We start from the raw sequence: 22,500 nt of genomic DNA, 5'->3' as shown, positions 1-22,500 counted from the left end.
GGTCCGCACGAATTGCACAGATGGGTGATCATGTCCGACATCGCGATCCACCGCCAGGCCACGGTTCCCGACACCCTGCGCCTTGCCCGGTCCCTCGCCGCCCCCAACCTCGGGCCGCGGTTGCTGTTCTTTTCCGGCGGCAGCGCGCTGAACGAGATTTCGCGCAGGCTGAAACACTATACCCACAATTCCTGTCACCTGATCACCCCGTTCGACAGCGGCGGCTCCAGCCAGGTCCTGCGGGAGGCCTTTGCCATGCCTGCGGTGGGCGATCTGCGGTCCCGGCTGATGGCCCTGGCGGATGAAACCGAGCTGGGCCAGCCTGACATCTACCGGCTGTTTTCCCACCGTTTGCCAAAGACCGGGACAGATACGGAGCTCAGCCAGCAGGTCCAGAGCCTGTTTGACGGCTCTCACCCCTTGCTGAAGGCGCTGTCAAAGCCGATGCGGCAGTTGATTGTCAGCTATCTGCGCCACTTTCAGGCGGCCGCCCCTGCGGATCTCGAGTACCGCAACGCCAGCATTGGCAATCTGATCCTCGCCGGAGGGTATCTCGACAATGATCGCGGTCTGGAGCCTGTCCTTTTCCTGATGTCAAAGATGGTCGATGTGCGCGGCACCGTGCGCCCCATTGCAGATGTGAACCTCCAGATCGGGGCCGATCTGAAGGACGGGCGGCGCGTCATCGGTCAGCGCGGGATGACCGGGAAGGAGAGCGCGCCGCTCGGCACCCGGATCACGCGCCTCTTCCTGTCGGACGGCACCCGGGAGCTCCCGGCCGAGGCGGTGCGTCTGCCGAAGCGGAACCAGAAGCTGATACAGGCCAGCGACCTGATCTGCTATCCTCCCGGCAGTCTCTTTTCCAGCGTCATCTCCAACCTTCTGCCCGCCGGGGTCGGCCGCACCATCGCCGCGCGTCCGGTGCCCAAGGTCTATATCCCCAGCCTCGGCACGGACCCTGAATGTCACGGCATGCGGCTGTCCGACCAGATCGCCGCCCTGCTGGAACCGCTGCGCCGGGATCTGGGCTCCTGCGGGGAGACCACGGATCTGCTGACCCATGTGATCTGCGACATGCAAGTGCCCGCAAAGGAGTTGGAGCGCGCCGCCCGTGATCACCCGGTGACCTGCCACAGGCTGCCGCTCGCCAAAGACGGGCAGCCAGAGCACTACGATCCCAATGCGGTCTGCTCGCTCCTGATTTCGCTCAGCTAAACGGCCGCACTGCCCCCTCTGACGGGCATGGCGCTGCAGGGCTCTCCCTGCGGAGCACCGCTTCAAATCGTTGTCACTGTTGGTATTTTTCCAAAAATTCTCATTAAAGTGACGTTAAGCTCCGCATTTCTGCCACAGCCTGATCGCAGCCAGTCCGCGTCCGCTGCCTATCCCGGTCCGCAAGTTGAAACCCACTTGCGAGGACCGGAACATGTCTCTTCCTGCAGCTCTCTCCCGCGTCGCAACCGTCGCGAATATGACCGAAACCAAATCGCGCCTCGGGGCCGCCTTGCGCGGGCTGGTCACCGGCCTGACCGCAGTCGCTGCCGTCGCCGCCACCGTGCCCGCCACTGAGGCCGCCAGCAGCAGCGCCCGGCCCGCAAGCTATGTCATAGGCAATGACCGGGGCGGGTATCTGCATGACCGTTTGCTGGAATTGACCAACCTGCGATCCCAGGGAACACGCGTGGAAATCCGCGGCAAGGTCTGCTACTCGACCTGCACCATGTACCTGGGCCTGCCGCACACCTGCGTTGATCCGAATACCGTGTTCGGCTTTCACGGCCCGTCCCGCTCCGGCCGTCGGCTGGAACAATCGCAATTCGACTATTTTTCCCGCGTCATGGCAGATTATTACCCGGTGCCGCTGCAGAAATGGTTCATGGAAAAGGGCCGCAACCGGATCTCCGGCGTTCACAAGATACGCGGCAGCGAGATTATTCGCATGGGCGTCGCCGCCTGCTGATTTTGCAAGGCCACCACATTAAGATCATGCCCTGCAATGCGTACTCCGATGGTATGGCAGGGTATGATCGCAAGGCAGATTGCGCGCAGTTGCCTTATTTTCGCAAAAAACCACGCCAAATTTTAGTCAATTGTAAAATTGCTGGGCAACAATGCCCAAGGTTGTCTCACAAACCTTTCCGGATCGCGAAATAATTGCCAGACTGCATGGCGTTGTGCGGATTCGGCAGGGGTCTCGACTGCACTGGACAACGACAGCTCTCAGAGCATTTCAGATTTTGAATTTCTGTGACTGAGTAGATTTCGTTGCATCGCAAACAAGGCTGTAAATTTGAATGCAGGGCGAAGACACTGCTGTCGCCGCATCCATAATGTCGAGAAGGCGAATTTTATATGCTAGTTACCTGGGCAACAGAAAAACTGGGCCTGACAAAGAAATTTTCACCGGTCGCACCAGACGAACCGCTTTGCGTCATCGGCGATATCCATGGCCGCTATGATCTGTTCCGCCGCATTCTGGATCGGCTTCCGGCGGATCATAAAATCATCTGCGTCGGCGATTATGTTGACCGGGGCGAAGACAGCGCCAGGGTTCTTCGGTTTTTGATTGAGCGCCCTGATATTTTATGCCTGCAGGGCAATCACGAAAAGATGCTGCTCCGGTTCCTGCGCAATCCCGCCCAGAACGGCCGCCATTGGCTGGACCATGGGGGATTGCAGACCCTTGCATCCTTCGGCGTTCCGCGGCTTGCAGCCTATATGAAGACGCCCGACCTTGTGAATGCCTGCGATTTCCTGAGCGACCGGATGGGCGAGCTGATGATCAACTGGCTGTCCTATCTCCCGACCAGCTTTCGCTCCGGCAATGTTCTGGTGGCCCACGCCGGCGCGGATCCGCGCAAACCGGTGGATGAACAAACCGACAGCGTGTTGCAATGGGGACATCCGGATTTTCTCAGAACCGCCCGCAAGGACGGCCAATGGGTGGTGCACGGCCATACGATTGTCAGCGACCCCAAGGTGCACAACGGGCGAATTTCCATTGATACCGGCGCCTATGCAACAGGGCGGCTGACCGCTGTTCAGCTGGACGGCAAAACCCATCGCTTCATTTCCGTTCCGTAACGTCCTGACCCGACAAAGCCGCCCCTGTTGACCGCCCCTGTTGGCCCCCGTCAGAGCCGGACTGACGCCCGGACCCGCCCTGCACCAGATTGTCCGCCGCGCCCGATGGCACCGCCGGGGCCTCAATTCCCGAAGATATCGCGCAGAACCTTGTTCAGGGTACGCTCCAGCCCGCTGCCACCGCCCTGTCCGGAGCTCTGCCGCCGCTGCGGCTCCTCCGGCTCAGGCACTGCAATCGGGGCCGGTTCGCTCATCGGCAACGGCTGAGGTGTCAGCCCCTCATGCACCCGCACCATGGTCTCGCGCCAGATTTCTGCGGGCAGGCCGCCCCCGGTGACGCCGGTCAGCGGCGTGTTGTCGTCATATCCCATCCAGACGCCGGCCACATAATCGGCGGTGAATCCGATGAACCAGGCGTCCTTTGCCGCCGAGGTCGTGCCCGATTTGCCCGCAGCCTGCCAGCCCGGGATCTGCGCCCGCTGGCCAGTGCCGCCCGCGATCACCTTCTCCATCATCCAGATCAGCTCTTTTGCGGCGGCGGGGCGGATCACCCGCTCTCCCATGCCGCCCGAGGCACCCATCAACGGCTCCGCGTCCCCGACCAGCGTCAATGCCTCGACCCCGTAGGGCGTCACCGAAGAGCCGCCGTTCAGGATCCCCGCATAGGCGCCTGTCATCTCGATCAGGGTGCTTTCCGATGCCCCCAACGCCAGCGCCGGCCCATCCGCAAGATTGCTTTCGATCCCGAATTCGCCCGCCACGTGGCGCACATTGTCCCGGCCCACCGCCTCGGAGATCTTGACCGCCGGGATGTTCAGCGAGTCGCGCAGCGCCTCGGCCAGCGTCACCTCACCATAGTATTTGTTGGTGTAGTTCTTCGGACACCACGGGCCGGAGCCCGGAATATCCAGACAGTATTCGGCGTCCAGCAGGCGGTCATAGGGCGAATATCCCAACTCCAGCGCGGCCGCATAGACAAAGGGTTTGAACGACGAACCGGTCTGCCGCTTGGCCTGGGTCGCCCGGTTGAACACACCGGACGCCCGCACCTTGCGACCGCCCACCATGGCCCGGACGGCCCCGTCGGCGCTCATCACGACGACGGCCGTCTGCGCCTTGGAGCCTTCCCGCACCTTGTTTTCAAACACAAAGTTGACGGCATCCTCGGCGGCCTGCTGCAACCGCTGGTCCAGCGTGGTGCGGATCACCACATCCTCGGTGGTCTGGTCCCCCAGGAACCCCGGCACCGTATCCATGATCCAATCCGCGAAATAGCCGCCCGCCCGGGCCGCCGCCGCTTCGCTCAGCTCGGCCGGGTGGGCCATCGCGGTCCGGCGCTCGCTATCGCTCAGGTAGCCCTGTTCCTCCATCAGCCGCAGCACGGTCGCAGCGCGGTTGCGGGACCGGTCGATGTCGCTGGTCGGCGCCAGTGTCGAGGGCGCGGTCAAAAGCCCCGCAAGCATCGCCGCTTCTGCCGGGTCGACCTCATTGGCCGATTTGCCAAAGAATCGCTGCGCCGCCGCCTCGGCCCCATAGGCCCCGCCACCCATATAGGCCCGGTTCATATAGATGGAGAGGATCTCATCCTTGGTGTATTTCACCTCCATGGCCATGGAGAAAATCGCCTCCTTGGCCTTGCGCCACAATGAGGACTGGCGGCAATCGGACTCGTAGGCAGCTTCGGAGGACCAGACAGCGGGATCATAATTCACGCCGAGACACATCAGCTTGGCCGTCTGCTGGGTGATCGTTGATCCGCCATGCCCCGACAATGGACCGCGCCCCTCGCTCAGGTTGATGCGTACCGCACTGGCGACCCCGCGCGGGCTGACGCCAAAGTGGCGATAGAACCGCTTGTCCTCGGTGGCGACGATGGCGTTCTTCAGATGCGGAGAAACGGTCTCTGTGGTGACCACACCGCCAAACTGGTCGCCGCGCCAGGCAAAGACCTCGCCCCTGTCATCCAGCAGCGTGACAGAGCCCTGATTGCGCCCGTCGAGCAACGCCTGATACTCCGGCAGCTTGCTGTAGTGGTAGGCGATCGCCCCGGCCAGAAACACCCCGGCCAATACCCCCATGCGCCAGGTCAGCGCCCAGATCATGCGCCCCACCACACGAAACGGCAGCAGTATCCAGCCCAGAATGCCACGTGGTCTGCGCGGGGGCCTGGCTTTGCGGCGCCCGAACAGGCGCCAGCCCCTGCGGGGGGCCGTGGGCTGTTTTCGACGCGGTTTTTTGGCGGCAGGGCGGCCGCCGGTGGCTGCATAGCGTTTCTCCGCCACCAGCGCCCCGCGCCCGCGTCCCTGTGCCCCACGCCCGGAATTACGCCCCTGCGTCATGCTCGATATCCTGTTTTGCCTGCCAATGGCGGGCTTACGCCCGGCCCGTTTTGCACAGAATAGCGGCTCTGTGTCCGCTTGTAGAGAGGCGGATTCCCGCCAAACGCGATCCAAATACCGCCCAAATTATAGGCGAAGCACCTTTTTTGAGCGAATTTATTGGGCCAGCGCCCAGAAAGCAGGCGTCTTTACCCCTCAGTAACGTTTCCACGACTCGGGAGGGACGGTCTTCTGCCCATGCAACAGCGGGCGGGGAGCCCGGGAAAGGGTGTCGAGATGAAATTGATCATTGCAGCCATCAAACCCTTCAAACTGGAGGAGGTCCGCGAAGCGCTGACCGAACTCGGTGTATCTGGTTTGATGGTAACCGAAATCAAGGGCTTTGGCGCACAGGCCGGCCACACCGAGATCTATCGCGGTGCGGAATACGAAGTGAACTTTGTACCGAAGGTCAAACTGGAGATCGTGGTGCCCTCCGACCTGGCCGATCAGGTTGTCGAGACCATCACCAAAACCGCCCGCACCGGCAAGATCGGTGATGGCAAGATCTTCGTGCTCGACGTGGCCCAGGCCGTGCGCGTGCGCACCGGCGAAACCAATCAAGACGCCCTCTAAGGCGCTATTTCCCTTCAAAGGACGTGAAACGAATGACCAAGTTGAAACTGACCCTCGCCGCCACGGCGCTGGCGGCTTTGCCGGGCCTTGCCCAGGCACAGGATGTGGTGCCGGGTGTAAACCCCTCCACAGACACCGTCTTTATTCTCAACTCGCTGCTGTTCCTCATCGGCGGCTTCCTCGTGTTTTTCATGGCGGCCGGTTTCGCCATGCTCGAAGCGGGCCTCGTCCGCTCCAAGAACGTGACCATGCAGCTGACCAAGAACCTGGCCCTGTTCTCGCTGGCCTCGATCTTCTACTGGCTGATTGGCTACAACCTGATGTACCCGCTCGGCACATGGTCCATCGAAGGCGTGCTGTCCGGTGTCTTTGGCCCCGGCGTTCTCGAAGCGGTCGGCGTCACTGCCGATGCCGCTGATGACTATTCCTACGCGTCGACAGGTTCGGATTTCATCTTCCAGCTGATGTTCTGCGCCGCGACGGCCTCCATCGTCTCCGGTACTTTGGCTGAGCGCATCAAACTGTGGCCCTTCCTGATCTTCACCATCATCCTGACCGGTGTGATCTATCCGCTGCAGGCCTCCTGGACCTGGGGCGGCGGCTTCATCGGCGAAGCGGGCTTCTCCGACTTTGCGGGGTCGACCATCGTGCACTCCGTAGGTGGCTGGGCGGCTCTGACCGGTGCCATCATCCTCGGCCCCCGGATCGGCAAGTACAAGGACGGCAAGACCATCCCGATGCCCGGCTCCAACCTGGCACTCGCAACCCTCGGTACGTTCATCCTCTGGCTCGGCTGGTTCGGTTTCAACGGCGGCTCTCAGCTGGCAATGGGCTCTGTCGGTGATGTGGCGGATATCTCCCGCGTCTTCTCCAACACCAATGCCGCAGCCGCAGGTGGCGCTGTCGCCGCTCTGATCCTGACACAGCTCCTGTTCAAGAAGCCGGACCTGACCATGATCATGAACGGCGCCCTGGCAGGCCTCGTGTCGATCACCGCAGAGCCGCTCGCCCCCTCCCTGGGCGGTGCAACCCTGATCGGCGCCGTCGGCGGTGTGATCGTGGTCTTCGCGGTTCCCTTCCTGGACAAGCTGAAAATCGACGATGTGGTCGGTGCAATTCCCGTGCACCTTGCAGCGGGCATCTGGGGCACGATCGCTGTCGTCTTCTCCAACGGCGACGCGACCCTCGGCGCTCAGCTTTACGGCATCGTCATCATCGGTCTCTACACCGTGATCGCCTCCGGTGTGGTCTGGTTCATCCTCAAGGCGACCATGGGCATCCGCGTCAGCGAAGAGGACGAAGTCAACGGCCTCGACATGTCCGAACTCGGCATGGAAGCCTATCCGGAGTTCAAAGCAGGCTAAACGCCGCTCCACACTCGCTACAAACGCAGGAAACGCGGCTCCCCCGGGGGCCGCGTTTTGCCTATGGCGGCCTGCGCCGCGTCAGCGGCGCCCGGCCCAACGGGAGAGCCTGCATTTTCAATGCAGGCGATACGGGCGGGAGCCCCCCCCCGGCGACATCCCGCACCATCACGCCGAACACCACCACAACGCCGCCCCGCCGTTTCACAGCGCACTCTTCACAGAACACCGGGCAAACAAAAACGCGCCCCCCTTGGGGACGCGCTCGCACTGTCAGTGAAATCCGGTTGCGGCTCAGACGCCTGCGTCGACAATCGCCTTGGCCAGGATCGGAACGCTCTGCGCATTCAGGCCCGCGATGTTCAGCCGACTGTCTCCCACCATATAGATCCCATGCTCGACCCGCATCCGTTCCACCAGCTCAGGCGTCGTCCCAAGCAGCGAAAACATGCCCCGATGCTCTGCGATGAAGCCGAACCGATCGGAGCCGGTCAGCCGCTGCAGCTCACCCGCCAGTTGCTGACGCAGATCAAGCATCGCCAGACGCACGTCCTCCAGCTCCCGCGCCCAATCGGTGCGCAATGCTTCATCCGTCAGGATCGTGGTCACCACACGGGCCCCGTGATCCGGCGGAAAGGAATAGTTCTGGCGGTTGAGAAAGGCCAATGTCTTCTGGTTCAGCGCCTGCGCATCCGGCTGCTGGCTTAGCGCCATCAACAACCCGGTGCGTTCCCGGTAGATCCCGAAGTTCTTGGAGCAGCTGGCCGCGATCAGACACTCCGGCACCGAAGAGGCCACCAGACGCGCCCCCGCTGCATCCTCATCGAGACCATCGCCAAAGCCCTGATAGGCGATGTCGATCATCGGGATCAGGCCGCGCTCATTGACCAGATCCGCAACCGCCTGCCATTGCGACAGGTTCAGGTTGGCACCGGTCGGATTATGACAACAGCCATGCAGCAGCACCACATCGCCCGGCCGTGCCTCCTTCAGATCCGCCATCATCCCGTCGAAATCCACGGCCCGGGTCTCTGGATCGAAATAGCGATAGGCGACGCTCTCCATACCGAGATACTTCAGGATGGACACATGGTTCGGCCATGTCGGATCGGAGACAAAGACCCGCGCCTCTGGGCTTGCCATCCGGATCAGCTCGAACCCCTGACGGATCGCCCCGGTCCCGCCCGGCGTGGCAACGGCGGCAATCTTGTCGCGCTCCACCGAGGAGCCGAGGATCAGATCGATCATTGCATCCGCATAGGCGGGGTCTCCGGCCAGGCCGGTATAGGCCTTGGTGGTCTGCGCCTCCCAGATCCGGTGCTCGGCCGCCTTGACCGCGCGCATCACGGGCGTCACGCCCTCGGCATTCTTGTAAACACCCACGCCCAGGTCGACTTTATCCTGTCGCGGATCGTCGCGGTACATCTGCATCAACGCCAGAATCTTGTCGGCGGGCTGCGGTTTGAGGTTCTCGAACATCAGTCGTCTCCGGTTGCAACGGGAAGGGTCGGAAAGGCGCCCCATTCGGACCAGGACCCGTCATATAACGCGTGGTCATGCTTGCCCATTCGTTCCATGGCGAGGCTCAGAACCGCTGCGGTCACGCCCGATCCGCAAGAGGTGATCGCGGGCTTGCCGAGATCTACTCCCGCAGCCTCGAACACCGCGCGCAGCTCATCCGGGTCCTTCATGGTGCCGTTGTCGGCAAGCAAGGTTGAAAAAGGCACATTCTTGGAGCCCGGAATATGGCCTGCGCGCATGCCCGGACGCGGCTCCGGCGCGGTGCCGCGAAAGCGGTCAGCGGCACGGGCGTCGATGATCTCATGATCGCCGAGCTTGGCAGCGGAGGACACCTGCGTCACGTCGCGCACCAGATGGTTCTGCACCCGTACCGTCATGTGGCGGTCGCGGATCACCGGCGGCAGATCCTCCAACGGGCGGTTTTCGGCCGTCCATTTCGGCAGCCCGCCATCCAGCACCGCGATATTTGTCTGCCCCATCAGGCGGAACAGCCACCACACACGGGCGGCGGAAAACAGCCCCGCGCCGTCGTAGACCACAACCTGGTGGCCATCGCCCACGCCCATCGCCCGCAGCCGCGACATGAATTTCTCGACCGGCGGCGCCATATGCGGCAGGTCAGAGCGGTGATCGGAAATCTCGTCAATGTCAAAAAACCGCGCGCCGGGGATATGCCCGGCTTCGTATTCGGCACGTGCATCACGTTCCATCTGCGGCAGGTACCAGGATGCATCGAGGATCCGCAGATCCGGATCCTTCAGATGCGCGGCCAACCAATCGGTGGAAACCAGGGTTTTTGGATCATCCATTCTCAACGCCTCCCGGAATTTGCGTTGGCAAAAGGCCTACTACCCAAGCCTTCTGCACGCAAGGCTGCTTGCGAAGCTTTCACGCCCCGGCGCGTCCCGGTGCGCCTCCCTGCCGGGTTGATCATGAGGACGTGCGGCGCCACTTGCAACGCGCGGCTCGCACGCGAAGGATCTCAGGCCACCCTCAGGCCACCATTCTCAGCCCACCAGCCGGAGCAGCGGCGTGCCCCGCAGGCGGTGGCGCGCGCCACAGGGGAAACGGTCCGCAAAGGACAGACCAGCCCGGATCAGCTCCGGCTCCAGCCGCCCGCGCGACAGCGCCTCCACCGCGTCTCTGGCCTGCGCTGTTTCATCGCGCCGCATGTGGTGCAGCATATACAAAAGCCGCGCCTCATCCGGCGTCAGCAGGCCCCGCATGTCCATATCCAACGGATCATTGTAGCTCAGTTCGCTGCCCAACAAGGCATGGGTCTCTCGCAGGACCGGCCACAGGGCGTAGGCGACGGCCAGCCCATGGGTTTCGCCCCAGTTCTCCGCAGCGATCACAAAGGCGCGGTGCCAGGCCTGACATCCCGGCGCCGCCGAGGCCGTCAGGAAATGCCGCATGGGGGCCAGCAGGCGGGTTTCAAACTCATCAAATTCAAAAGCCGCCAGTGGCATTTGCCCCAGATCAGCAGTCGACGCCGGAGGGATTGGAACCTGAAAAGTCATGCGGATCGCCCTTTGCCTAGTCGGCCCTGGTGCCCCGCGACAGGGTCGGGGCACGGCCTGTTCACAGTGAACCGGGCATCTCCGGGCGTATCCCGGCAGGCTGGGTATCGCTTATCTGACTTATTTAATCAGGAATTGCAAGAGGTCAAAAAAAACCGCCGACCTCGCGGGCCGACGGCATGTTTTCCGGATCAGGCGGGATCGCTCAGAAGCGAGGATCGTCGCTGTTGTCCTCGTCGTCATCCTCATCGTCGCCAGCGGGCAGATTGAAGAAGCTGTCCGCATCGACGATGGGCTCATCCTTCTTGTCATTGTTGCTGAGCGAGCCCAGCGTGAAGGTCTCCAGTCCTTCGATGGCGGTCGGTATCTTGGGTTCGGCGTCCATCTCCAGCGACTGCTCGGTCGATACCAGCTTGCGGCGTTCATCATCGGTCATGACGCCCCCTTCGGCGGCCCGCTTCTGGGCCGCTTTCTGCACGGCCGCGTCCAGCTCGGACTGTTTGCACAGCCCCAGCGCGACCGGATCGATCGGCTCCATGTTGGAGATGTTCCAGTGGGTGCGCTCGCGGATCGACTGGATCGTGGGCTTGGTCGTGCCCACCAGCTTGGCAATCTGGCCGTCCGACAGCTCGGGATGGAATTTCACCAGCCACAGAATCGAGTTCGGTCGGTCCTGACGCTTTGACAGCGGCGTATAGCGCGGGCCACGGCGCTTTTCTTCACCGGCGGCAGAGGCGTTGAACTTCAGCTTCAGCTTGTGCAGCGGATTGTTTTCCGCCGCGGTGATCTCGTCCTGGGTCAGCTGGTTGTTGGACACCGGGTCAAAGCCCTTGACGCCGGCCGCGACGTCACCGTCGGCAATGCCCTGAATTTCCAACTCGTGCATGCCTACGAAATCAGCGATCTGCTTGAAGCCGATTGTGGTATTGTCCACCAGCCACACGGCGGTCGCCTTGGCCATCAACGGTTTTGCCATGTGCTCTACTCCTTTAAACACCTTCGTCCCCGACCTGCCGGACGCCCGCCGGGTAAATCTCTCCCATCGCCAGAAATCGGCGGCCCCTTGGGTCTCGGGGTGGGTTTCCGTTGTCGGGGAACTTCAGGTCTATATAGTCGCCTTGAAATCATAAGGAAAGAGGCGAATGCGCGGGCTTTTGTTCACAATACTGGCGATTCTGGGGCTGTTTCCCCCTCTGGCACGAGCCGAAGGCGAGCGAGCCGGGCAATTTGACTACTACGTGCTGGCTCTCAGCTGGTCGCCCAATTGGTGCGCCCTCGAAGGCGACGCCAAGGGATCGCCACAATGTGACAGCGCAGAGGATCACGGCTGGACCCTGCACGGGCTCTGGCCGCAATTTCACCGCGGTTGGCCCAGCTATTGCCGCACAACAGAGGCCGCACCAACCCGCAGGCAGACCGGCGAAATGACCGATATCATGGGGACATCCGGCCTGGCGTGGCATCAGTGGAAGAAGCACGGGACCTGCTCGGGCCTGTCCGCGCGTGGCTATTTCGACCTGTCGCGCACCGCCTATGAGCAAGTGACCCGGCCGGCGATCTTTCGCCGTCTCGACAAGCCGGTCCGGCTTCCGGCTTCGGTGGTGGAGGAGGCCTTTCTGAAAGACAATCCGCAGCTGAGCAAGGACAGCCTGACAATCACCTGCCGCGATGGTTTCATTCAGGAGGCCCGCATCTGCCTGTCCCGCGCGCTGACCCCGGTTCCCTGCGGACGGGATGTGATCCGCGACTGCACGCTCAAAGACGCAGTGTTTGAACCTCTGCGCTGAGGAACGCTGTTGATGGGAAGGGGAGCAAAGGGGGCGCTGCCCCCTCAGCCCTGGCGGGCTTCACCCCCGAGGTATTTCTGAAAAGATGAAGCCACGCGGGCCGTCACCCATCGCCTGCGACCTCCAGTACGATCTTGCCGATGTGAGTTGAGCCCTCCATCCGGGCATGCGCTGCGGCAGCCTCGGCCAGCGGGAAGGTGCTGTCCATCACGGGGCGCAGCTTGCCCGCCTCGATCAGGGGCCAGACCGCCTCGGCCAGGTCGCGGGCGATGCGGGCCTTGGCCAGGTCGCTCTGGGGGCGCAGGGTCGAGCCGGTGACCGTCAGCCGCCGCGCCATGATCTGGGCAAAGTTCAGCTCCGCTTTCGGCCCCTGCAGAAACGCGATGTGCACCATCCGTCCGTCATCGGCCAGCGCCTTGATATTACGTGGAATATAATCGCCCCCTACCATATCGAGGATCAGGTCGGCGCCGCCGTCCGCCTGCAGGATTTCGACGAAATCCTCGTCGCGGTAGTTGATCGCAACATCTGCACCAAGCCCGACACAGGCGGCGCATTTGTCATCCGTTCCGGCGGTGGCATAGACCCGCGCACCCAAGGCCGTGGCCAGCTGGATTGCCGTGGTCCCGATCCCGGATGAGCCGCCATGCACCAGAAAGCGTTCTCCGGCCTTCAGTCCACCGCGTGTCACCACATTGGACCACACGGTGAAGCAGGTTTCAGGAAGGCAGGCGGCCTCTTTCAGGCCGAGGCCATTCGGGATCGGCAGGCAATGGGCGGCAGGGGTCGCTACATATTCCGCGTAGCCCCCGCCCGGCAGGAGGGCGCAGACCAGATCCCCCGGACGCCATCCGGTCACCCCGGCACCGACCGCCACGATTTCGCCGGAGGCCTCCAGGCCCGGCAGATCGCTGGCCCCTTTGGGCGGCGCATAGGCCCCCGCCCGCTGCAATGCGTCAGGGCGATTGACGCCCGCATAGGCCACGCGGATCACAACCTGGTCATGGCCGGCCTGAGGCACCGGGCGCACGACCGGCCTCAGCACGTCTGGCGCGCCAAATTCCGAGATCTCGATGGCGTGCATGGTGTCTGGCCGTGACTGTGTTTCGGACGGTGTGGCGGGCTGGGTCATGGGAACGCTCTCTCCTGCTGTTGAGGAAAGGGGTAGCATCCCCACCGCGCCCCGCCAAGCCATGCACCCCTTGCCCCGGCCCCGCGGGCGGCACAGAAACCGGAGCGCTCAGCCGTCGGCGCGGGGCCGCCAGCGCCCTGGTAGATCGTCACGCGATTTTGGCGCCTGGATCTGGTTCAGCAGCCAGTTCGGCCCCGCAAGCAACGGTTTCAGCAGCGGGTTCTGATTGACGCTGGCCTTGAGCGTTTCGAACTGCATCACATTCTCGATGCGGCGATCGAGAAAGTCCCAGGTCGCCTGGTGGCCCGGACTGTCATCGCCCAGCCAGAACAGAACGGTGGAGGAATAAACGCCCGACAGAGACGCTCGTTTCGTGTACCAGTTGACGTCTTGCGAGGTATCGCCCAATGCCGTCCAGATTGCGTCAGCAGTGCCCCAGATCAGACGAGTTCCTTCAGCCGCATGGTGTGGCAGCGCAAATAGTGCCATGCCCCGACGTACCGCTTCCTTGTCGCAGACGACCTCCAGCCGGAACCGCACGGCCGTGGCGATCTTGTCGCGAAACCGCATCTCGCCCAGGTTGGCCTCTGCCAGTTTTTGCAGCATCATCGCATCGCCGCGCCGGTGGTAGGCGACCGCAAGATCAAGGGAGCGCCGTGGAAACAGCGCCGAGGCCAGCCCCGCGTCCAGCCCCGAATCGGCCAGGGCCTCCTGGAAGGTGGCCTCGCTCCAGCCGTCGAAGGGCACATGTGAAAGCGCCGCATCCAGGAGGGTTTCCTGCAGTTCTCCTGCCTCAGGTTCGGAGTTTTCCTGTCTCTGCGTCATCTTGCGCCGTCTCCTTTGGCTCGGTTCAGTCCAGTACTAGACAATCTAGGTCGGCCTTGCTATATGGCCACTTCCTGCAATTTCCTTGCAACTCGAAACTAGAAAGGTGGTGACAACCACATGCAGGTTAGTGTTCGCGACAATAACGTCGATCAGGCGCTTCGTGCCCTGAAGAAGAAGCTGCAGCGCGAAGGCGTTTTCCGTGAAATGAAGCTCAAGCAACATTTCGAGAAACCGTCCGAGAAAAAAGCGCGCGAGAAAGCTGAAGCAATCCGTCGGGCCCGTAAACTGGCACGTAAGAAAGCACAGCGCGAAGGTCTCCTCTGAGCCCCCTCGCCGTTTCCAGTTCTCTTCTGGATACTGTTTAAGAATAAAACCCCCGCGGTCCTGCCACGGGGGTTTCATTTTGTCCGCCGTTCCCAGGTTGTCCGTCGTTTTGTCCGTCGTTTGTCCTTCGTTCACAGGGGCTTTCACGCTCGGGACCCGACCGGGTCGGCCAGACTGGCGGCGGCGATCCCGCTGGTTGCGGCGATCTGGCGAGGCTGTATGGCGAGGGGCTCTGCCCCTCGCGCTCCCCGAGGTATTTTTCAAAAGATGAAAGGGGATGTGTCCTTCTGTGCTGCTGTCGGATCAGTTTCCGGCGCTCAGTAGATCTTTGGCACGTAGAGCTCGTCCGGCAGCACCCGACGTTCATAATCGGGATTGTATTCCCGGTCCGGCAACGCGACTTTTTCGCTGGGCACATCATGGTAGGGAATGCGCGTCAGCAGGTGCTCGATGCAGTTCAGACGTTCGCGTTTCTTGTCATTGCCTTCGACGATATACCACGGCGCCTCAGGGATGTTCGTGCGGAAGAACATATCCTCCTTGGCCTTGGTATATTGTTCCCAGCGGATGCGCGATTCCAGATCCATTGGCGACAGTTTCCACTGTTTCATCGGATCGTGGATGCGCATCAGGAAGCGCAGTTGCTGTTCTTCGTCGGTGATCGAGAACCAGTATTTCAGCAAGATGATGCCGGACCGCGCCAGCATGCGTTCGAATTCGGGAACGTCCTGGAAGAACTGTTCGACCTGATCATCCGTGGCGAAGCCCATCACACGTTCGACACCGGCGCGATTGTACCAGGAGCGGTCGAACAGGACAATTTCTCCGGCGGCCGGCAGATGTGGCACGTAGCGCTGGAAATACCATTGGCTCTGCTCTCGGCGACTGGGCGCCGGCAGGGCGACCACCCGGGCCACCCGCGGATTGAGCCGCTGGGTGATGCGTTTGATGACGCCCCCCTTGCCGGCACTGTCGCGGCCCTCGAACAGGATGCAGACTTTGGCCCCTGTGTGCTGGACCCAATCCTGGACCTTGATCAGTTCGGCCTGCAGGCGCAGCAGGTTGCGGAAATAAACCTCGCGATCCAGCATCTCGGGGTGCTGGGCCCGGTAGATCTTGCGCAGCTCCATAGACAGCATGGGCTCGGCGAATTCGATTTCGAAATCCTCGTCCAGCGTGTCCTGCAGCTCGGCTTCCAGCCATTCGAAGGATGTATTTTCCTGATCGCTGCTCACACTGTTTCTCCTTTGACTGTAACAGGTTTTGATCACCGCATACCGGTGACATGTAATTCTTTGGTGTCAGGTCACACCACTTGCGTCGACTCTTGGGTCGAAAAGAGTGGCCTCCGCCGACCCTGCCGTGCTGTTCCGCCCCATTGTGCCGCTCAATCGGTGCCCCGAGCAAGCATCAGGCGACTGAAATCTCGTCCGCTCGCCCACACGGTGCAGAAGCCGCCCACCGGATGCGCGTCCTCAGCTGATCGGCAGCGCCGTGGTCTTGAAAACCGTACGCAGGGCAAAGCTGCTTTGCATTTGCGCCACCCCCGGCAGCCGCGTCAGATGCTGCCGGTGGATGCGGGCAAAGTCATCGGTGTTCTCGGCAACCACCTTGAGAATATAATCCGCCGTGCCCGCCATCAGATGGCATTCCAGCACATCCGGTATCCGCGCCACCGCCTTCTCGAAGGCGTCCAGCACTTCGTCGGCCTGGGTTTGCAGAGTGATTTCCACAAAAACCGTTGTCGGCACTCCCAGCTTGCGGGCATCCAGAAGCGCGACGTATTTGCGGATGTAGCCCTCGTTTTCCAACCGTTGCACCCGTCGGTGACAGGCCGAAGCCGAGAGGCTCACCGCCTCGCTCAGCTCTGCATTCGAGATCCGGCCCTGCTTTTGCAAAACCGCGAGGATTCGACGATCCAACTGATCCATCGCCATTCACTACACCTTTGTTGCGTGTGTGGCATCTATATTCGAAGATTCTCCCGATGTCACCGCTCACATTTGATCAAAGAAGCAGCACATTTGAATCCGGATCTGCGACACTCTGTCGGAACGTCACCCCGAGGAGACAGGTCCATGAAAATCGGCTGCCCCACAGAAATCAAACCGCAGGAATTTCGGGTCGGGCTGACGCCTGATGCCGCGCGGGAGGCGGTGGCCCACGGCCATCAGGTCATGATCCAATCCGGGGCGGGGCTCGGCGCGGGGTTCACAGATGAGGACTACATCGCCGCAGGGGCTGCGGTGCATGAGACCGCAGCAGAGGTGTTCGCCGGCGCCGACATGATCGTCAAGGTCAAGGAGCCACAGGCGGTCGAACGCGAGATGCTGCGCGAAGGTCAGCTGCTGTTCACCTATCTGCATCTGGCGCCTGATCCGCGCCAGACCCAGGATTTGCTGGCATCCGGCGCCACCTGCATTGCCTATGAGACGGTGACCGACGATCGCGGCGGATTGCCCTTGCTGGCGCCGATGTCAGAGGTCGCAGGCCGGCTGGCGCCGCAGGTGGGCGCGTGGACCTTGCAGAAAGCAAACGGCGGTCTGGGCGTCCTGATGGGCGGAGTACCGGGGGTGGCGCCCGCGCGGGTTGTCGTCCTCGGCGGCGGCGTCGTCGGCACCCATGCGGCACGGATCGCCGCCGGCATGGGCGCGGATGTCACGGTTCTGGACCGTTCGCTGCCCCGGCTGCGGTATCTCGACGATGTTTTTGGCAAGACCTTCAAGAACCGCTACTCCACCGCCGGCGCCACGAGCGAACTGATCCGCCAGGCCGACATGGTGATTGGGGCGGTTCTGATCCCCGGGGCCGCTGCTCCGAAACTGGTCTCGCGCGCCGATCTCGCGGAAATGAAGCCCGGTGCGGCGCTGGTGGACGTGGCGATCGATCAGGGCGGATGCTTTGAAACCTCCCGCGCCACGACCCATGCGGATCCGATCTACGAGGTCGACGGCATCCTGCACTACTGTGTCGCCAATATGCCGGGGGCGGTTGCGCGCACCTCGACGCAGGCGCTCGGCAACGCCACCCTGCCCTTCATGCTCGCGCTGGCCGACAAAGGCTGGAAACAGGCCTGCGCGGAGGATGCGCACCTGCTGAACGGTCTCAACATCCACGCGGGAAAACTCACCTATGCCGCCGTCGGCGCCGCGCTCGGGATCGACGTCACCGCGCCACGCAGCCTGCTGTCGTAGCGACCGAAACTGGCGGGCTTTCCGATCCTTCTCCACCGCTGCACAGGACCACAGAGCCCGCCGCCCTTCCCTAGCGGAAACGCCATTTGCCCGGTGATTTTCCCCCTACCGTTTCCTGAAAGGCGCAAATATCAGCGTTTACAGGACATTTTGCCGCACATAGGCTGCGGCAGGGATAGAGGAAGGGAAACTTCGATGTTTAACGAATTCAAGGCATTCATTGCCAAGGGCAATGTCATGGACATGGCGGTCGGCATCATTATCGGCGCCGCATTCACCGCAATCGTGAAATCCATGGTCGGCGATCTGCTCAACCCGATCATCGGTCTTTTCACCGGCGGGCTCGACTTTACCAACAACTTCGTCGTGCTGGCCGGCGACGGCCCCTATGCCTCGCTCGAAGCCGCCCGCGAAGCCGGGGCCGCCGTCTTTGCCTACGGGGCCTTCCTGATGGCCGTGATCAACTTCCTGATCATCGCCGTTGTCGTGTTCATGCTGGTGCGCTACGTCAACAAGGTCAAAGCCTCCATGGACACCCAGGAAGACGTGGTCGCGGAGGCCGCTCCGGCCGGACCGACCGAGCTTGACGTTCTGTTGGAAATCCGCGACGCGCTGAAGAAATAATCACCACAGACTGACACAGGAACAGGGGCCAGAGGGCTCCTGTTTTCGCATTTCAAGGGACAAGACCATGGAAGAGTTCACTGAACAGGCCTATTTATACTGGCCCTTGGTACTGAATGGTATCAAGGCATTGATGGTGTTGATCCTCGGGTGGATGGCAGCCGGGCTGATTTCCAGCGCCGTCCGCACCCGGATCAACAAGACACCGCAAATTGACGAAACCCTCGGCAGCTTTGCCGCCAGCGTGGTGCGCTGGGTCCTGCTCGCGATCGTGCTGGTCGCGGTGCTCGGCATCTTTGGCATCGAGGCGACCAGCCTTGTCGCCATGCTGGGCGCTGCCACCCTCGCCATCGGCCTGGCGCTGCAGGGCACGCTCAGCAATCTGGCGGCCGGTTTCATGCTGATCCTGTTCCGCCCCTACAAGCTGGGTCAATACGTCGACATCGGCGGCACGGCCGGCACGGTCAGGGATCTGAACCTGTTTTTCACCGAGCTGGTCACCCCCGACAACGTGCAGCTGATCGTCCCCAATGGCGAGGCCTGGGGCGCGATCATCACCAACTTCTCGGCCCATGCCACCCGCCGCCTGGATATCACCTTTGGCATCGACTACGGCGACAATATCGAACAGGCCAAGGCCGTCATCCTGCGGCTGGCGGAGGCCGACGCCCGCGTGCTCGCCAATCCGGACCCCTGGGTGCGTGTCACCAACCTCGGCGACAGTTCCGTCGATATCTCCACCCGCCTGTGGTGCAACGCCGACGACTATTGGGAACTGAAATGGGCGATGATCCAGGGCGTCAAGGAAGCCTTTGATGCAGAGGGTATTTCCATCCCCTACCCCCATAGCGTGGAAATCCAGAAAAAGGGCTGAGCGGCGCTGCCTCAGCCCCCGAAGGCCGTTCCCTGCCGCAAGGCGGGGGACGCCCCCGCCTTGGCATAAACGCCGCTTTGCGGGGCCGCCGCCTGAACCGTTTCGGTCTTTTTCGGCGTAAGCGGTGTATCGGCCCCGGAAATTGACTGGTCCGCAGATTTTCTTGCAAGCACGCATTCACAAGACCATCGCTCCAATCAAAGACGGACCACGCGATTCCCCTTCACTGAACACCGCATTTCCGCGTGGCCTGGAAAATCCGGAATGGCCAAGGGTGCTCCCATGCAAACACGTGCCTTCCATCTGCTGCCTGACCTTAGGCGCGTGGCCGCCTAGCATCGCCGGACCTTCCGGCCGCCGCTTGAAGGTCCGGCAGCTTTCCATATAATCCGCGCCATGGCTGCAAAGATATTTTCGAAGGAGGCGCGGGAGGACGGCGGTGCCCGGCTCGCGCTCAAGTACAAGCACGCCGGCCGCAGCGGCATCCAGCGTATTTCCTGCGATCTGCCGCAGGCCGGCCTTTTGCAGCTGGTGCTCTTTGCCGAAGCGCTCAGCCTGCGCAAGCGCTTCGGAAATCCCATTGCATCGGACGTGTCGCTTGATGGGCTAATGATGTCCTATGACCCGGCGCAGCGGGAGCTCCATGTCGAGCGGCAGGCCGGTTATTCCAGGCAGACAGCAAGCATGCCGGTTGAGGTTTTTCACTCCGAGATGGCGGGTATGACCGACATCTGTATTGCCCGGGCCGAGGCATCAAAGAATGGACCTGCGCTGAAGCGCCTACTGGCCGACTGCACGGCACCGGCTGAGCTTGCAATGCTGCTAGGGCAGGACGAAGCCGATCTGGCCATGCATCAGATGCGGGAAATCGCCCTTCTGCTGCTGGCACAGGAAGCCTCCGCCCGCGGGTCCGCGCTGGCCCGCAAGTTGCGCGGGAAGACATCGCAGGACCAAGCCTAGGAGGCGGTGAGCGGTCTTGTACTGGAGCTTGCCGCTGAACTCGTTCCAGTTTCTGCCTGAGCCCGAACAAGGGGGCGCAGTGCTAAACGGATTAGGGCTATGAAGACTTGCAAGTATCACCGGGAAGCCGTCCAGACACGGCTTTGGGCCGGAACCTCACATGAGGTACCGGCCGTGTAAAAATGGTCACCGCCCCGTTTGCGGGGCGGTGATAGCCTGTCAGTCGTCGATCCGGCCGACCGGGCAGTGCCAGGGCATCAGCTGACCGTAGTCGACCTCGCCGCGGGTGCGCTCGATTTCCTGCACCACCCAGTTCAGGTAGCTGCGGGGATTGACCTTGTTCAGGCGCGCGCTTTCGATGAGCGAATAGTAGGTTGCCCAGACTTCAGCCGCCTTGTGGGATCCAGCGAAGAGGGAGTTTTTCTTCGTCAGAGCAATACCGCGGATGCAGCGTTCGACCGCGTTGTTATCGATCTCAAGCCGGCCATCGAACACGAACTGCTGCAGCCCGTCAAAGGCGTTTAGCGTGTAATTGATGGCCGTCTTCAGTTTCCCGGTGGCGTCATTCTGATGTTTCGTCAGGATGGCTTTGAGTTCGGTCAGGATGGGCAGGGTTTTCTCGAGGCGCAACTGTTTACGCTCCTCCGGGGGCAGCCCTCTGGCCGCTTTTTCAACGGCATACATTTTGCGGTACATCTGCACGACCTTGGCTGCCAGCTTGCTCTTGGTTGCCAGATGGGCCTCGAAAAACTTGCGCCGCGCATGGGCATTGCAGCGCACCGGCATCAGCCCGTCATTCTCCCGGCTATCTTTAAAGAGACAGTTGTAACCCGAGTAACCGTCAGTCTGCAGGAAACGGAGCGACGCGCCAGAAAGCAATTCCTCTGCAACTGCGCCGGCACGGGAATGGGCATAGCGATACACCACTGCCGGCCGGGCTTCGGAATTCCAATCGCGCTCATCGCGATTGATCACCCAGAAATACCCGGTGTCGCACTTTCCCTTTCCAGGCGCCTGAACCTTCACCGGGGTCTCATCCATTTGTGCGGTATGACCAGCAAGCACATACGCATGAAGCTCGTCCTGGACCGGCAACAGGTGTTTAGCCAAGCGGGCAACACCCTTGTCGATCGTTTGGCGGGCCAGATTGAAGTTTGCGTTTCTGAGCCGGCGCTCAAACCGGTAGTGCGGGATATGCTCGAAGAACTTCTGGCATGCAGCTTCGGCTGCAAATCCCGGTTCCAGACCGCGCCTCGTCATGATGTAGTGTTTTGATTTCGCGGCCACCGGTTTATTCTCCTTGCAGATCCCGCGGTTGCACGCGCAGGTGTGATATGCGTTTTTCACCAAAACCACATGCTCCGGCACGATGCGGAGGCTCCCGGCACGCACCTCACGCTTGATCGTCTTGAGATCATGCCCGCATGTGCCGCAACTCATATCGTCGGGGAAATGATCAACTGTGATGACCTTGATGTCCTCGGGTACTTTGTGTGGGCGCTTACCCTTGGGTTCTTCCTTCGGTTCATCGTCAAGGTCATCCTCAAGCGCGAGGCAAAGGTCCTCTTCCGCGGGATCGCGAAGGTCTTTTTCCGAGCTCTGCCCGAAATGCTCCTGACGCAACACCGCCAGTTGCTCCGTCACCCGGCGCAGATCGCTCTTGAGCGCAGAGATACGCCGTTTGGCAGACTGGACTTCGCCTTCAGCCTCGGAGAACAGCGACAGAATGCTGCTGATCCGCGTGCCGATCTCAACCGTGGCTTCCTCAGGGCTGCTGGGAAGCTGGCGAACAGCGCTGAGAATGCCGTCGCAAAGAAGGCCAATAGGGCTCAGCTCGCCGGCATCCGTCTCCTGCTGGCCCGGCAGCCAGCCGGGCCCTTGGATGGTCATTTCAAATTTTCCTCATGGGGTATCGGCCTCCGCCCGCCAACCGGACGCAAGGTGTTGCACACAGGGGCTGCGAGAAGCTGGCCCGGCTGAGGCACCATTCCATGAAGACAGGCAAAGACAGTCCGTCCCGCCCTGCCGTTTAGGGTCAGGGCCGGTTCGCTCATCGTTCCACTCCCGGGAATGTGCCTATTGGGTGTAGGACACCGTGATGCCCAACTTCTCCATTGTCACCTTCATCGTGGCGCCCTTCATTGGGCTGCCGTTGTCCGCATGCAAGACCAGCGGCCGGGTGATGCAGCCCTCGGCCAGGACCGCCTGTCGGATCAGCGTCGCGGCCGGGTCTGAGGCTTCTCGGTCATGAACCTCCCAGCCGACGATCTTCCGACTAAAGATATCTACGATGAGGTACAGGTAGAAGAACATGCCCGCCACCGGTCCCGGCAC

At 61.8% G+C, this 22,500-nt stretch carries 21 protein-coding genes and 1 pseudogene; 11 read left to right on the top strand and 11 right to left on the bottom strand.

What is annotated here, in order from left to right:
• Positions 1–30: 30 nt before the first annotated feature.
• The 3 genes from FGE21_RS10020 (at position 31) to FGE21_RS10010 (ending at position 3,084) form a co-directional block, all read left to right on the top strand.
• Positions 31–1,215, top strand: coding sequence for a GAK system CofD-like protein (locus tag FGE21_RS10020; RefSeq protein WP_176695409.1), 1,185 nt, complete (start codon positions 31–33; stop codon positions 1,213–1,215).
• Between the two features lie 211 nt (positions 1,216–1,426).
• Positions 1,427–1,960 carry a hypothetical protein gene (locus tag FGE21_RS10015; protein ID WP_255731487.1) on the top strand — a complete coding sequence of 178 codons (534 nt, stop codon included), beginning with the start codon at positions 1,427–1,429 and terminating at the stop codon, positions 1,958–1,960.
• Between the two features lie 392 nt (positions 1,961–2,352).
• Positions 2,353–3,084 carry a metallophosphoesterase gene (locus tag FGE21_RS10010; protein WP_139663153.1) on the top strand — a complete coding sequence of 244 codons (732 nt, stop codon included), beginning with the start codon at positions 2,353–2,355 and terminating at the stop codon, positions 3,082–3,084.
• A 122-nt stretch (positions 3,085–3,206) separates the two neighbouring features.
• On the opposite strand, the gene FGE21_RS10005 is transcribed toward FGE21_RS10010, so the two are convergent.
• A complete protein-coding gene (locus tag FGE21_RS10005; protein WP_139663152.1) occupies positions 3,207–5,423 on the bottom strand; it encodes a transglycosylase domain-containing protein in 2,217 nt (738 codons plus the stop codon).
• Positions 5,424–5,699: 276 nt separating this feature from the next.
• Here FGE21_RS10005 and FGE21_RS10000 point away from each other — a divergent pair, with 276 nt between their 5' ends.
• Positions 5,700–6,038, top strand: a complete 339-nt coding sequence (locus FGE21_RS10000; protein ID WP_068242308.1) for a P-II family nitrogen regulator — start codon at positions 5,700–5,702, stop codon at positions 6,036–6,038.
• Between the two features lie 32 nt (positions 6,039–6,070).
• Complete coding sequence (locus FGE21_RS09995) at positions 6,071–7,402, top strand: ammonium transporter (protein WP_139663151.1); 1,332 nt, start codon at positions 6,071–6,073, stop codon at positions 7,400–7,402.
• 294 nt (positions 7,403–7,696) lie between these two features.
• Here the strand turns inward: FGE21_RS09995 and FGE21_RS09990 are convergent, their stop codons facing one another.
• From FGE21_RS09990 to FGE21_RS09975, 4 genes are all read right to left on the bottom strand, one after another.
• A complete protein-coding gene (locus FGE21_RS09990; protein WP_139663150.1) occupies positions 7,697–8,881 on the bottom strand; it encodes an amino acid aminotransferase in 1,185 nt (394 codons plus the stop codon).
• A complete protein-coding gene (gene sseA, locus FGE21_RS09985) occupies positions 8,881–9,732 on the bottom strand; it encodes a 3-mercaptopyruvate sulfurtransferase (protein ID WP_139663149.1) in 852 nt (283 codons plus the stop codon). The genes FGE21_RS09990 and sseA overlap by 1 nt, the downstream gene beginning before the upstream one ends.
• Positions 9,733–9,930: 198 nt before the next feature.
• Positions 9,931–10,443, bottom strand: a complete 513-nt coding sequence (locus tag FGE21_RS09980) for a hypothetical protein (protein WP_139663148.1) — start codon at positions 10,441–10,443, stop codon at positions 9,931–9,933.
• 205 nt (positions 10,444–10,648) lie between these two features.
• Positions 10,649–11,419: a DUF1013 domain-containing protein gene (locus FGE21_RS09975; RefSeq protein WP_139663147.1), complete on the bottom strand. Its 771-nt coding sequence runs from the start codon at positions 11,417–11,419 to the stop codon at positions 10,649–10,651.
• Between the two features lie 166 nt (positions 11,420–11,585).
• Here FGE21_RS09975 and FGE21_RS09970 point away from each other — a divergent pair, with 166 nt between their 5' ends.
• The gene (locus FGE21_RS09970) at positions 11,586–12,230 is read left to right on the top strand and encodes a ribonuclease T2 (RefSeq protein WP_139663146.1); all 645 of its coding nucleotides are present in this window, start codon (positions 11,586–11,588) and stop codon (positions 12,228–12,230) included.
• A gap of 103 nt (positions 12,231–12,333) precedes the next feature.
• Here the strand turns inward: FGE21_RS09970 and FGE21_RS09965 are convergent, their stop codons facing one another.
• Together FGE21_RS09965 and FGE21_RS09960 are read right to left on the bottom strand one after the other, a co-directional pair.
• Complete coding sequence (locus tag FGE21_RS09965; protein WP_139663145.1) at positions 12,334–13,362, bottom strand: NAD(P)H-quinone oxidoreductase; 1,029 nt, start codon at positions 13,360–13,362, stop codon at positions 12,334–12,336.
• Positions 13,363–13,470: 108 nt separating this feature from the next.
• Positions 13,471–14,187, bottom strand: coding sequence for a COQ9 family protein (locus tag FGE21_RS09960; protein WP_139663144.1), 717 nt, complete (start codon positions 14,185–14,187; stop codon positions 13,471–13,473).
• Positions 14,188–14,307: 120 nt separating this feature from the next.
• On the opposite strand from FGE21_RS09960, the gene rpsU reads away from it, so the two are divergent.
• A complete protein-coding gene (gene rpsU / locus FGE21_RS09955; RefSeq protein ID WP_005614280.1) occupies positions 14,308–14,514 on the top strand; it encodes a 30S ribosomal protein S21 in 207 nt (68 codons plus the stop codon).
• Between the two features lie 317 nt (positions 14,515–14,831).
• On the opposite strand, the gene ppk2 is transcribed toward rpsU, so the two are convergent.
• Together ppk2 and FGE21_RS09945 are read right to left on the bottom strand one after the other, a co-directional pair.
• Positions 14,832–15,749 carry a polyphosphate kinase 2 gene (ppk2, locus tag FGE21_RS09950; protein WP_139663143.1) on the bottom strand — a complete coding sequence of 306 codons (918 nt, stop codon included), beginning with the start codon at positions 15,747–15,749 and terminating at the stop codon, positions 14,832–14,834.
• Between the two features lie 240 nt (positions 15,750–15,989).
• The gene (locus FGE21_RS09945) at positions 15,990–16,451 is read right to left on the bottom strand and encodes an Lrp/AsnC family transcriptional regulator (RefSeq protein WP_139663142.1); all 462 of its coding nucleotides are present in this window, start codon (positions 16,449–16,451) and stop codon (positions 15,990–15,992) included.
• A 141-nt stretch (positions 16,452–16,592) separates the two neighbouring features.
• Here FGE21_RS09945 and ald point away from each other — a divergent pair, with 141 nt between their 5' ends.
• The 4 genes from ald to FGE21_RS09925 all read left to right on the top strand — a co-directional run bounded on the left by ald (position 16,593) and on the right by FGE21_RS09925 (position 20,166).
• Complete coding sequence (gene ald, locus FGE21_RS09940; RefSeq protein WP_139663141.1) at positions 16,593–17,708, top strand: alanine dehydrogenase; 1,116 nt, start codon at positions 16,593–16,595, stop codon at positions 17,706–17,708.
• Positions 17,709–17,903: 195 nt separating this feature from the next.
• The gene (gene mscL / locus FGE21_RS09935) at positions 17,904–18,332 is read left to right on the top strand and encodes a large conductance mechanosensitive channel protein MscL (RefSeq protein ID WP_139663140.1); all 429 of its coding nucleotides are present in this window, start codon (positions 17,904–17,906) and stop codon (positions 18,330–18,332) included.
• A gap of 67 nt (positions 18,333–18,399) precedes the next feature.
• A complete protein-coding gene (locus FGE21_RS09930) occupies positions 18,400–19,206 on the top strand; it encodes a mechanosensitive ion channel family protein (protein WP_139663139.1) in 807 nt (268 codons plus the stop codon).
• A 396-nt stretch (positions 19,207–19,602) separates the two neighbouring features.
• A complete protein-coding gene (locus tag FGE21_RS09925; protein WP_139663138.1) occupies positions 19,603–20,166 on the top strand; it encodes a hypothetical protein in 564 nt (187 codons plus the stop codon).
• Positions 20,167–20,385: 219 nt separating this feature from the next.
• Here FGE21_RS09925 and FGE21_RS09920 read toward each other — a convergent pair whose 3' ends face one another.
• Positions 20,386–22,056: an IS66 family transposase gene (locus FGE21_RS09920; protein WP_139663137.1), complete on the bottom strand. Its 1,671-nt coding sequence runs from the start codon at positions 22,054–22,056 to the stop codon at positions 20,386–20,388.
• Positions 22,057–22,245: 189 nt separating this feature from the next.
• Positions 22,246–22,500 (bottom strand): annotated as a pseudogene (locus FGE21_RS09915) (DDE-type integrase/transposase/recombinase); the annotation flags it as partial.

Source organism: Phaeobacter sp. B1627 (assembly GCF_006265095.1).
Taxonomy (GTDB): Bacteria; Pseudomonadota; Alphaproteobacteria; order Rhodobacterales; family Rhodobacteraceae; genus Epibacterium.
This window is presented reverse-complemented; position numbering and strand designations above follow the sequence as displayed.